We start from the raw sequence: 12,288 nt of genomic DNA, 5'->3' as shown, positions 1-12,288 counted from the left end.
CGGGCAGTTCCAAAAAATCAGCGGACCCAATGCCCTTCACGCCAATACCAATTGGGGCCATGGGCTTCCCAGTGGCCAGGCTCCCAGCGTGCGTTTCGCATCACCGGCTGCCAGTGGCCCGGCACCCACGCATACCCCTGCCCTTCCCAGCGCCAGTGCCCCCGGTCCCAGGCGTAACCGGGTCGCTCGACCGGGACCACTTCCACACGCTGCGGTGGCGGTGCCTGGCGAATGATGATCTCGGTCTGGGCAAAGGCCGGCGTGCTGACAAACGCGGCAAAGGCCAGTGGAGCAAGCAAGGCATAGCGCAATAGCGTCAGGACTTTCATGGCAACTCCTTCATCGACGTGTACCCGTACACGCCTCTGTAGGGTTGAACGGCGGGTAGCGAAAAATCCGTCGCGGCGGCATGGATTTTTCTTCGGGCAGGGGGTCGAGGGCAGTATTGCCTGGGTGTTGGCGGGACTTGATGAAATATTTGAAAGGATCGCGACGGATTTTCCCCCGTGGCGGCGTTCAAGGAATAACGCTGCGCACACCAAGAGGAAATACCATGTCCCGTCGTCTATCCATGCTGGTTGCCGCCCTGTTGATCGTCAGCCTCAGCGGCTGCGTGATCGTGCCCGAGCATCGCCATTGCTGCTGGCGTTACTACGGCGCAACCGATGCCCCCACCAGCACCGTCAACGGCTAGCTCAGCACCGCAAACCCGTGGCGCCCGGCCTTGATCTCGGTGCGCAGTTCGCCAATGAGGTTCGATATGGCATGGATGCCGTCCAACCCCTCGGGGGCTGCATGGTCAGCAGCGGCAAAAGTGCCGGAGCGCAAATCGCAGGCAAAAAAAATCCCAAGTAGCTGATGGAAACTTGGGATTTAAAAATGCATAAACCGTGGGAGGTGAACGCCGGGCTATAGTAACCACTGCAATAACGTGTAACAAGATTATTTTGATCCTTTCGTCGGATTCTAAACGCTGTAAGTCCTTCAATAACCACATGTTTTTTAAGGTAGTGAAACCTATTTATGCCACTTTTTGGTGCAACTACCGCCTATATACCCGCTTACATATGAGGGTTATTAACTCAATAACCAGGCGCTATTTACGCGCCACTTTGTAGCGCACGCAGTCTTGATAGAAGCTCTGGCGGATCGCTTCGGGCTTGAGTCTTGAACGGCTGTCGTACGTCTGCTCGGTGATGCCCATGGCCATCATGCGCATCCACGATTTATTGAACTTAAGGGTCTGGATCTTCTGCCGGGCGGCGTACAGCGACACCCCCGACAGCTTGAGTTCCTGGGCCCTGGCGGCGGTGCCGGCGCCCCAACTGCACATGTACTTGTCGCCCTCGCGCAGCTCCCTTGCCTGCACACCGGCCGCGCCGCCGGCCAGGGAGCAGGCGATCAGCATGATTCCAACATTACGCATTTGCATCCCCACCTAACCACCTGAAAATGAACGCGATTCTGGCGAGGATTTTGTTACAAAGGGGCCATTAAATTGCCTTATCGGCGCGTCATTACCATTGGTAGGTCGCGCTCGCCTGCACCGTGCGCTGGGAGCCATACCAGCACCACGAGTACGAGTAACACGACGCGACGTACTCTTTATTCGCCAGGTTGCTGGCATTGAGCGCCAGGCGCAGGTTGTCCTTGAAGTTGAGGAGGTGCTTGATGTCGTAGTGCACCGCGGCATCGAACAAGGTGTAACCCGGTACTTTCAAGGTATTGGCCGTGTCGCCCCACGAGGAGCCGATATAACGCGCACCGGCGCCCATGCCGAAGCCCTTGAGGTTGCCGTCATGGAAGGTGTAATCCGCCCACGCCGAGGCCGTGTGGCGTGGCACCGCGTAAGTGGTGGTGCCCTCGGCATTGATCGCCGGGCCTACGCCGATGTCGCTGATGGGCGCATAGCTCACGGTACTGTTGGATTGGCTGATGCGGTTATCGAGGTAAGCGTACGCCGCGGTGATATCCAGGTTGTCGTTGAGGCTGGCCTTGCCTTCCAGCTCAAAGCCACGCGATTGCACCTCGCCGTCCTGGCTCTGGCAGCGCCCGGTGCCGCACAGGTGGGTGGGGTCCGGGTCGGTGGTGAGCACGTTGGTCTGGCGCAGGTCGAAGATCGCGGCAGTAATAAAGCTATTGCTGCCCGGCGGCTGGTACTTGATACCGACCTCATACTGCTTGCCTTCGGTCGGTTTGAATACCGAACCGCCATACCCCGTACCCGACTGCGGGTTGAACGACTCCGAGTAGCTGGCATAAGGCGCCAGGCCGTTATCGAACAGATAGACCAGACCGACCCGGCCGGTAAAGGCCTTGCTGTCCAGGGAGGACTGGCTCTTGGCCCCGGTGCGCAGGGTCTTGGTGCTGCTATCGGTGCTGGCCCAGTCATAACGCCCTCCCAGCAGCAGCACCCATTTGTCCCATTTGAGCTGTTCTTGCAGGTACACGCCGGTCTGTTCGCTGCGCGACGTGCCGTCGGTGGTGTACGCCGGTACCGCAACGGCCGCGCCGTAGACCGGGTTGAAAATATCCAGGGTCGGCCCGGCGGTGTAAGTGCCTGAGCCCGACAGGGTGTCGGTGCGGGTGTTCTGATAATCGAGCCCCATCAACACAGTGTGCTGCAGCGGGCCGGTGTCGAATGTGGCCTGCACCTGGTTGTCGAGGGTGTAGGCGTCCATGTCCACGTCGGTGGCGATGGTCGAGCGGCGGATGGTCCGATAATCCGCCATCAGGTAGTTGTTGTAGAGGCTGCGGTACTGGCCTTCGCTGCGCAGGTAACGCGCATTCTGGCGCACCGTCCAGACCTCATCGAAGTGATGTTCGAAGGCATAGCCCAGGGAGTAATACTCGCGGTCACTCTTCTCGAAGCTCTTTTCGCCGTCGTAAAAGTCCACATCGATGCTGCGCCCCGTCGGGCTGCGCAATACCGAGCCCCAGGCCGGCACCGAACCGTAGGACGCACCCTTGGGGTCTTTTTGGAAATGCCCGAGCAAGGTCAGCGAGGTGGCGTCATCAGGGCGCCAAGTGAAAGCGGTGGACAGCGACTGGCGGCGGGTCTGCGTGTGCTCGACCTGGCCGTCCGCATCATCGAAAAGCCCGGCAACCCGGTAGGAATAAACACCCTGATCGTCAATCGGCCCACTCAAATCGAAGGTGGTGCGCTTTTTGTCAAAGGTGCCGTATTCGACGCCCACTTCATGAAACGGCGTGTCCAACGGGCGCTTGGTGACCATGTTGATCACCCCGCTCGGCGTGCCCTGCCCGTACAGCACCGACGCCGGGCCGCGCAGGACTTCAACGCGCTCCAGGTCGAAGGCGTCTTTTTGCGGCAACGCGTCACGGCTCGATGGCATGCGCAGGCCATCGAGGTAGGTGGCCGGGGAGAAACCACGGATGGTCAGTTGGTCCAGGCGCGAAGCCGTCGCGCCACGGGTTTCCGGGACCACGGCAGCGCTGTAGCGCAGGATCTGGTTGAGGCTCTCGGCGTTCTGCGCGCGCATCTGGTCTTTGGTGACAATAGAGATCGACTGCGGGGTTTCGATCAACGCGGTGTCGGTCTTGGTACCCGACAGGCTGCGCGTCGCCACATAACCGGACACCGGCCCAGTGGGGCTTTCGGCCTGGTAGGCGCCGCTGATGGTAGTGGCCTGCAACTCCATGGCGCCGCCGTTATCCGCAATGGCCTCCAGGCGATAGCGGTCGGCGGAGATCTTCAAAGCCTGCAGGCCACTGCCGGCCAGCAACTGGTTCAGGGCCACATCAATGGCGTATTCCCCGCTCAGGCCATCGCTGCGTTTGCCTCGGGTCAAACGTGCATCAAATGCCAACACCAACCCCGCCTGCTCGGCCAGGCTATTGAGCGCCTGGCTCAAGTCACCGGCCGGGACCTGAAAGCTGTGCACAGCCTGGGTGCTTTCTTCGGCGACGGAAGTCTGAACAGTCAGCAACGGCACAACAGCAAAAGCCATCGCCACTGACAGGGCCAGTGGATGCAAGGGACGAGCGAGGCGCGACATGGGAAATCCTGCGTAAGGGAGGTTCTATTAACCATGACGGCCAGGTCGGAAAATCGGGTAAGGATGAGAGCGATTTTTATTTGAGAGTGTTTTTTCAGCCCTTGCTGCAATCAGTCGGGTCGTTTTTTCGTGTAGCTCGTTGAGGCGGGTTCAGGCGTTTTTTCCCCGTCGTCGGTCAGCTCATTCTGATTTTTCCAACCGTTCATCCAGCCGCTTTTTGCTGCGGCAGACTCCGACGCCTTGCCTTCTGCCGAGACGTCACGGATGACACACGCCTCCCACATTGCCTCTATCGAACATGAGCTGGATGGCTTTCATCAGAGCCTGGTGATTTATCGCCAGCAGATGGGTGCCTGGTATTCGCGGGCGCTGGATTCGGTGAGCCACGCCGCAGATATACCGTCCTTGTTGGGGATGGATCGGGTGGTGCGGGTCGGGGATTCGCAGCGTTCGGTAAGTATTTCCGATGCGGATTTTTCCACCGTCGCCCGCTGCCCCGCGGGCGGCGAGCTGAAGATCGAGAGCAAATTCGAGTCGCTGTATGACGTGCCGATTGGCGGGATTGCGGTCGAGGTGGTCGGGCTGGATGACGGCAGCTCCACGCCAGTCATGCTGGATGAGCACGGCAAGGGCTCGCACCACTGCGCTGCCGGTGGGCGCTATCAAGTGCGGGTGCAGGGCGGCGTGTCGGCAGAACAGGTCGATGCACTGTTTACCTCCTATGCCGGGCTGACAGCGGACCTGGAGCAGTGGCTTCGCGAGCAGTGGCGAACCTTCAAGCCCTATTGGGAACAGTCCACCGCGAGTGCGATTGGCAGCGGCGTGCTGGCGGGCAGTTGGGCCGCGATCATGGACGTGTGGGACAGCGTCAAGCGGGTGCAGGCGGTTCTTGAAGACCCGCTTAAATACGTCGAAGAGCTCGGTGATCAGGCCGCCAAATTGGCGCAGATCGCCACCGACGCGCCCAAGGTCATGGAACAGGCGATGTTGCTCGCCAGTGACGAGGCGGCGCTGTTTCTGCTGGTGCGCACAGCGATGATCTGGCTGGACGCATTGCCGCCCAGTGAGATTGCGCAAGTGGCCGCTGGGTTTGTGGTGTCGCTGCTGATTGACCTTGTGATTGGCGCGGTGCTGACCATCGCATTGCCGGCGGCGGCTGTGGCGTATCTGAGCCTGCGGCTGGCCAGGTACGGCGCGCAGATTGTGAAGGCGGCCGTTGGTTTTGTTCAGAGCGTGCTGGCGATTCTTGCGAAGTTCATGCAAGCGGTGGATCGCTACAAAGCGGTGGCGGTGCGCGGGGTCGTCGGTGGGGTGAAGCAAGGCACGCTGCAGATGCGCTGGCGGGCGCGGCAGAACGCGGTGCTGAAGCAAAAGGAGCATGTCGACGATGTGCCTGTTTCGGGGAAAACCCCGAACGGAGATGCGGCGGCTTCGGCGGACAAGACCGTCACCAATGGCTGCCCGGTGTCGATGGTCACCGGGGAGGAATTGCTCACCCTCACCGATGGTGTTTTAGACGGGATATTGCCGTTTGAGTGGACCCGTTTGTACCGCACCAGCGCGGTGGAAGTGGATGTTGGGCTGGGGTTTGGCTGGAGTCATTCGCTGGCGCAGCGGCTTTCTGTTTCGGGCGATTCGGTGGTGTGGACCGACCATGAAAACCGCGCTGTTTCGTTTCCACTGCCGACTTCTGCTCGGCCGGCGATCACCAATAGCCTGGCCGAAGCGGCGATCTATTTAGGTGCTTTGCCGGACGAACTGGTGCTGGCCCAGGCGTCGCGCTTTTATCACTTTCGCGACGGTGTGCTGGTCTCGATCAGTGATGCGTATGACAACCGGCTGCGGATTGCGCGGGATGTGTTGGGCCGCATCGAGCGCCTGGATACCGGCGCCGGCCGCTCGTTGTGCTTGCGTTATGAACGGGACCGCATCGTCGCGGTGGACTACCAGATTCAGCGCAGCAAAGACCGCCAGCCCTACGAATGGATCACCGAACAAAACGTTGTTTCCTACGCCTATGACGAGTTAGGACGACTGGTCTCGGCGACCAGTGCCGTCGGCGAAAGCGAGGTTTATCGGTACGACGAACAGCATGTGATTCTTGAGCGGGGCTTGGCCGGTGGCGCGAGCTTCTTTTGGGAATGGGAGCGCGCTGGCAAGGCGGCGCGATGCGTGCGGCACTGGGCCAGCTTTTCGCAGATGGACACGCGTTATGTCTGGGGGGATGACGGCCGTGTCACGGTGCATAACGCCGATGGCAGCCAGGAAGTATATGTCCACGATGACCGCGCACGGCTGGTGCAACGCACCGATCCGGACGGCGCCCAGCACTTCAAATCCTACGACGCCAAGGGGCGACTGACGGTCGAGCAGGACCCGCTCGGGGCGGTGACGGCGTATCAGTACGACGATGCCGGACGCTTGGTGGCGGTGTTTCCCGGCGATGACGAGCCGACATCCTACGAGCATGACAACGGTTTCGTACGGGTGGTGCGGCGTGGCGAGGCGGTTTGGAAATATGAGCGTAACGATCAGGGCGACGTGACGCGCAGGACCGATCCCGATGGTGAGGTGACGGACTACAGCTACAACAAATACGGCCAACTGACGGGCGTTTGGTATCCCGATCACAGCTGTCATCGGCTGGTGTGGAATGAACGCGGCCAGCTCATTGAACAACAACTGCCCAATGGCGGGATCAAGCGTTACCGCTACGACGATCTGGGCCGCGAAATTGCCCGCGAAGATGAACAGGGCGCGCTGACCGGGTATCAATGGGACAGCGTTGGTCGGTTAACGCGTGTTGTACTGCCGGGCGGCGCAACCCGCGAATACAGCTACAACCCCTACGGAAAAATCACCGCCGAACGCGACGAACGCGGCCACGTCACCCGCTACGAATACGCCGATGGCCTGCACCTGATCAGCCGCCGCATCAACGCCGACGGCACCCAGGTCAACTACCGCTACGACAATGCGCGGTTATTGCTGACCGAAATCGAAAACGAAATCGGCGAAATCTACCGACTGGACTACCACCCCAACGGCCTGATCCAGCAGGAAATCGGCTTCGACGGCCAGCGCACCGCCTACGTCTACGACCTCAACGGCAACCTGCAGGAAAAAACCGAACACGGCGACGATGGCCGTCAGCTAGTTACCGTTTACCAGCGCGATCACGCCGGCCGCCTTGTACGAAAAACCTTACCCGACGGCAGCACGGTCGATTACGCCTACGACCGCCAAGGCAAACTCCTCAGCCACTACCACTACGACGACCAACACCGCCTGCACGCCCACACCATCACCCAACAGGAAAACCACCTCTACCAACGCCACTACGATTACGACAAATCCGGCAACCTCACCCGCCTGAACGACACCCGCAAGGGCGAACACCACTACCGCTACGACCCGCTAGCCCGCCTCACCCGCGCAGACCATTCGCAAGACCTGCAAGAACGCTTCGGCCACACCCCTGCCGGTAACCTGCTGATGCACGACCGCCCCGGCCCGGACATCGTCGCCGGCAATCGGTTGATGATCCAGGGCGACCGGCACTACGACTATGACGCCTTCGGCAACCTGATCCGTGAACGGCGCGGCAAGGGCCATCAACTCGTTACCGAGTACCGCTACGACTGCCAGCATCGATTGATCGGCCTCACCCAGCCCAACGGCCAAACCGCGAGTTACCGCTACGACCCGTTTGGGCGACGCATCAGCAAAACCGTCGATGGCATAACGACCGAGTTTTTCTGGCAAGGCGACAAACTGATCGCCGAACACCATGCGGATCGGCATCGCAGCTACCTCTACGAACCCGATAGTTTTAGGCCGCTCGCCCTGCTGGAAGGCTTCGGCCCACAAGACACCAAGCCCTACCACTACCAACTCGACCACCTCGGCACGCCCCAGGAACTCACCACTCCAGACGGCGAAATCGTCTGGTCCGCCCACTACCGCGCCTACGGCCAAATCAGCCGTCTCGACGTAAAAAAAGTCGACAACCCGCTGCGCTTCCAAGGCCAATACTTCGATCCGGAAAGCGGACTGCACTACAACCGCCATCGCTACTACAATCCGGACATTGGTCGCTACCTGACGCCGGATCCGGTGAAGCTGGCGGGTGGGATCAACGCATACCAGTACGTGCCTAACCCTACGGGGTGGGTGGATCCGCTAGGGCTAAGCAAATGTCCTGGCAACTGTGATCCGGCTAAAAGCTCTGAGAGTTTTTCGAGCAGCGCGAAAGCGAATGAAGGTCAACCACCGCTCCCTTCTCCTGAAGATATTGAATGGACGGCCCATGGCTATAAGCACAGTCCTTCAAAGAAAATACCTTGGAAAGATATTTTGGCAACGACAAAATCTGGTCCGGCAAAATACAGGCCAGGGATAGATATTGAAAGCCTAGAGAGGGAAGCCTATAAAAACGGCAGGATGACTACGAATGGCAAACCTTGGAAGGTCATGGAGTACGCTGAAAGCATCGGCGCAAGCGAGGGGGCTCCAAGTCGCTGGATCCGGGTAGAACTAAGCTCGAAAACGATTCACGGCCACCCCATTTCAGAGCAAGAATTCCGGAGATTAATCAAGTGATTTCATTAGACTTCATACAAGGCAACATCACCTACGATGATCTTTCTTTGCTGGAAGACTCCGCGATTGAAGATCAAGTACACAACTTGAAGGAGGATATGCTTCAGGTGGTGTACCCAGACGGACTATTACTTGACGTAGGCTGGTTTCCTTCATTCGATGTAAAAGGACACTTTCAAATAAAAGTCGTCAAAAACCATGACTGGGACTCCCCTGTTTTAAAGTTTACCGCGCAATCAATTAGGGCTCTGATTAAGCAGCTTCTGCTCACACAATCTCAATTAATGCAGCGCTAAAAAAACGCCAAAATTATAGCCCACGCTCCCCTTAAACTACCCTGAGGAGACCTGAACACCAGAGCTTAAAAGCACCACGATGATGGCTGTAAAGGCAGGTTTTGTTGAGATAAGCCCAATAAGAATCCAGCTCTATCCCACACATATGTGAACGCCACTCAAGTCAGTGCAAACAACAACCACCCACTCAAGGGCTGCTTCGCAGCCCCACACAGCGCAAACCCGCTCTCCACAAGCCAACAACCCGATCAACCGAATTTGCCGATTCACCACCCCTCTTTCAACATCCGCAACTCCAAATGCTGCAACAACATAATCGTCTTCCCATCCACAATCTCCCCGCTCTGCACCATGCCCAGCGCCTGCTCAAACCCCAGCTCCAACACTTCGATATCCTCGCCCTCTTCTTCCAGCCCACCACCGCTGCCAACTCGATCCGCCGGCTGATACTCGCCGATAAAAAAATGAATTCGCTCAGTCACCGAGCCCGGGCTCATGAACGCGGCATAGATTTTTTCCACATGCCCCACGCGGTAGCCCGTTTCTTCTTCCGCCTCCAGGCGAATACGTTCCTCGGGGCTGGCATTGTCCAGCAACCCGGCCGCTGTCTCGATCAGGTAGCCGGGGTAGTCATTGACGAACGTGGGCATGCGGAATTGGCGAATCAGCAACACCGTACGCTGCTCGCGGTTGTACAACAGGATGGTCGCGCCATTGCCACGGTCGTAGACCTCACGGGTCTGGGCCTGCCAGCTGCCGTCGCGGCGGCGCAGGTCGAAGCTGTATTTCTTGAGGAGGTACCAGTTGTCCGAGAGGGTTTGTTCGGCGGTGATGCGAACGGGGCTGTTGTCCATGGTCAGGCCTTTTGTTCAAAGTGGGGAGCATTGTCAACGCTGTAACACTTTGCAAGCAATCACCCTCAACGGCTGTCGAATTTATACCTGTGGGTGTAGGCCATCTGGTAAAACCCCTGCTTCACCTTCACCTGGGTACCTTCATGTCTTCTCGTTTTCTGCCGCGCCTGCGCCTGCGCTGGCTGCCCTTGCTGTGCATGGCGTTGTTGATCGTCGGCCTGCCGGTGGGTTGCAGCGTGTTGCAACAAAAGGAGCGTGAGCTGGTGTTCCGCATCGAGCCGGGCACCGCCAGTTGGTACAGCGGTTTGCCCAAGGCCGTGCAGGAATTCGAACTCAAGCCCGCCAGTTTCAAGTCGGGGCAGAACATTCACGGCTGGTGGTACCCGGCGGGCAACAAAGATGCACCGGCAGTGCTCTATCTGCACGGCGTGCGTTGGAACCTTACCGGGCAGTTGTTTCGCATCGAGCAATTGCATGCACTCGGCTATTCGGTGCTGGCCATCGATTATCGCGGCTTTGGCCAAAGCCAAGGTGACCTGCCTTCGGAAACGACGGTATACGAAGACGCGCGCATCGCTTGGGAACGCTTCAAGCTGCTGCAGCCGGACCCGAGCAAGCGCCTGATCTACGGGCACTCGCTGGGTGGCGCGGTGGCCATCGACCTGGCCGTTGAACTGGGCCAGCAGACGCCGCTGCCGGTGCGCGGGCTGGTGATCGAATCCACCTTCACGTCCCTGGCGGATGTGGCCACGGCGGTGGCCAACACCTCGTTGCCGGTCCGTTGGCTGCTGTCGCAGAAATTCGACTCCATCGACAAGATTGCCGACATCCATATGCCGTTGTTGGTGGTACACGGTCTTGATGACCGCTATGTGCCGCCGCGTTTCAGCCAGCAATTGTTTGAAGCCGCCGAGGAACCCAAGCGGTTGTTATTGGTGCCCGGCGCCAGCCATAACAACAGCATGAGCCTGGCCGGTCGCAGCTATCGCCAGGCACTCGACCACCTGATGCAGGCCAGGATGCCGGCGCAGGTTGTCACGCACTCCACAGGCCGTAAAGGCGACTCATAAAGTGCTTTTCGGCACTGGCTTCGCGCTTGGCTGTCAAGCGCAAACCCTGCCCATGCTGGCCCAAATCGAAAGTTGATCAAATATTAACCGTAGGTTAAATCGCCAAGCCAGCCGGGCGTTCGCAAAGTTATCCACAGAGATACCCACGGTTTTCGTGGACAACTCTTTTTATTTTTTTACGATTTTTTTGCTCATCCGTTGCTTTCTGGATATGTCCCCGGCAACAAAATCTGGCGATTCACATCGCGTATATCGTTATACCCACAGAGCGCCATCGACACGTCCAACTCCCGAGCGATGATCTCCAGGGTCTTCGTCACGCCCGCCTCGCCCAAGGCACCCAAACCGTACAAATGCGGCCGACCGATCATGGTGCCCTTGGCCCCCAAGGCCATCGCCTTGAGCACGTCCTGGCCGGAGCGGATGCCACCGTCAAGCCACACTTCAATACGCTCGCCCACCGCGTCGACAATCGCCGGCAACTGGCTGATGCTCGACGGCGCGCCATCCAGCTGACGGCCACCGTGGTTGCTCACCACCAACGCATCCGCGCCGCAATTGGCGGCCAGGCGCGCGTCTTCCACATCAAGGATGCCCTTGATGATCAGCTTGCCGCCCCAGCATTTTTTGATCCATTCCACATCGTCCCAGCTCAGGCGCGGGTCGAATTGCTGGGCGGTCCACGCCGACAGCGAACTCATGTCCGCAACGCCCTTCACATGCCCGACGATATTGCCGAAACCACGGCGTCGGGTACCGAGCATGCCCATCACCCAGCGCGGTTTGGTCGCCATGTTGAGGATGTTCGGCAGGGTCAGTCTGGGCGGTGCCGACAGGCCGTTGATCAAGTCCTTGTGCCGTTGCCCGAGGATCTGCAAATCCAGGGTCAGCACCAAGGCATCCACGCCTGCGGCCTTGGCCCGTTCGATCAACTGTTCGATAAACGCGCGGTCGCGCATCACGTACAACTGGAACCAGAACGGCTGGCCGACGTGTTCGGCAATGTCTTCAAGCGAGCAAATGCTCATGGTCGACAAGGTGTAGCGCAGGCCAAACGCGGCGGCGGCGCGGGCGGTGAGAATCTCGCCGTCGGCATGCTGCATGCCCGCAAGGCCGGTGGGCGCCAGCGCCACCGGCATGGCCATGTCCTGGCCGAGCATGCTGGCGCGGATCGAGCGTTCATCAATATTGCGCGCCACCCGCTGGCGGAATTTGATCGCGGCAAAATCGCTTTCATTCGCCCGGTAGGTACTCTCAGTCCAGGAACCGGAATCGGCGTAATCGTAGAACATCCTTGGAACACGTTTTTGCGCCAGCCTGCGTAAGTCTTCGATGGTTGTGATCAACGACATCTAGGTCACCTCTCCCTGAACTGAGCCCAGAGAGTAACCGGCCAACGGTCGCCCAACCAGCCATTGCGTTTATAGCGACGGCAGACTAACCTCGC

9 protein-coding genes and 1 pseudogene are annotated in these 12,288 nt (G+C 59.1%); 4 read left to right on the top strand and 6 right to left on the bottom strand.

What is annotated here, in order from left to right:
* Positions 1-17 precede the first annotated feature (17 nt).
* Positions 18-329 carry a YXWGXW repeat-containing protein gene (locus AB4N98_RS24445; protein WP_017530581.1) on the bottom strand — a complete coding sequence of 104 codons (312 nt, stop codon included), beginning with the start codon at positions 327-329 and terminating at the stop codon, positions 18-20.
* Positions 330-553: 224 nt separating this feature from the next.
* Here AB4N98_RS24445 and AB4N98_RS24440 point away from each other — a divergent pair, with 224 nt between their 5' ends.
* Complete coding sequence (locus AB4N98_RS24440; protein ID WP_017530580.1) at positions 554-694, top strand: hypothetical protein; 141 nt, start codon at positions 554-556, stop codon at positions 692-694.
* Here AB4N98_RS24440 and AB4N98_RS24435 read toward each other — a convergent pair.
* The 3 genes and pseudogenes from AB4N98_RS24435 to AB4N98_RS24425 all read right to left on the bottom strand — a co-directional run.
* A pseudogene (locus tag AB4N98_RS24435) lies at positions 691-792 on the bottom strand (DUF1652 domain-containing protein); the annotation flags it as partial. The gene AB4N98_RS24440 and the pseudogene AB4N98_RS24435 overlap by 4 nt on opposite strands.
* A gap of 304 nt (positions 793-1,096) precedes the next feature.
* Positions 1,097-1,426, bottom strand: coding sequence for a hypothetical protein (locus AB4N98_RS24430; protein ID WP_026067479.1), 330 nt, complete (start codon positions 1,424-1,426; stop codon positions 1,097-1,099).
* Positions 1,427-1,517: 91 nt separating this feature from the next.
* Complete coding sequence (locus AB4N98_RS24425; protein WP_068937260.1) at positions 1,518-4,019, bottom strand: TonB-dependent siderophore receptor; 2,502 nt, start codon at positions 4,017-4,019, stop codon at positions 1,518-1,520.
* 264 nt (positions 4,020-4,283) lie between these two features.
* On the opposite strand from AB4N98_RS24425, the gene AB4N98_RS24420 reads away from it, so the two are divergent.
* Positions 4,284-8,621 carry an RHS repeat-associated core domain-containing protein gene (locus tag AB4N98_RS24420; RefSeq protein WP_460148962.1) on the top strand — a complete coding sequence of 1,446 codons (4,338 nt, stop codon included), beginning with the start codon at positions 4,284-4,286 and terminating at the stop codon, positions 8,619-8,621.
* The gene (locus AB4N98_RS24415; protein WP_017527390.1) at positions 8,618-8,917 is read left to right on the top strand and encodes a hypothetical protein; all 300 of its coding nucleotides are present in this window, start codon (positions 8,618-8,620) and stop codon (positions 8,915-8,917) included. Before AB4N98_RS24420 ends, AB4N98_RS24415 begins: the two co-directional genes overlap by 4 nt.
* Before the next feature lie 266 nt (positions 8,918-9,183).
* Here AB4N98_RS24415 and AB4N98_RS24410 read toward each other — a convergent pair whose 3' ends face one another.
* A complete protein-coding gene (locus tag AB4N98_RS24410; RefSeq protein ID WP_017527389.1) occupies positions 9,184-9,771 on the bottom strand; it encodes an NUDIX domain-containing protein in 588 nt (195 codons plus the stop codon).
* A gap of 143 nt (positions 9,772-9,914) precedes the next feature.
* Between AB4N98_RS24410 and AB4N98_RS24405 the strand changes: the two genes are divergently transcribed.
* The gene (locus AB4N98_RS24405; protein ID WP_017527388.1) at positions 9,915-10,841 is read left to right on the top strand and encodes an alpha/beta hydrolase; all 927 of its coding nucleotides are present in this window, start codon (positions 9,915-9,917) and stop codon (positions 10,839-10,841) included.
* A gap of 191 nt (positions 10,842-11,032) precedes the next feature.
* On the opposite strand, the gene AB4N98_RS24400 is transcribed toward AB4N98_RS24405, so the two are convergent.
* Positions 11,033-12,193 (bottom strand): alpha-hydroxy acid oxidase, encoded by a 1,161-nt coding sequence (locus AB4N98_RS24400; RefSeq protein WP_460148961.1) that lies wholly within the window; start codon positions 12,191-12,193, stop codon positions 11,033-11,035.
* Between the last annotated feature and the right edge of the window lie 95 nt (positions 12,194-12,288).

It is taken from the genome of Pseudomonas sp. S3_E10, from assembly GCF_054667615.1.
This window is presented reverse-complemented; position numbering and strand designations above follow the sequence as displayed.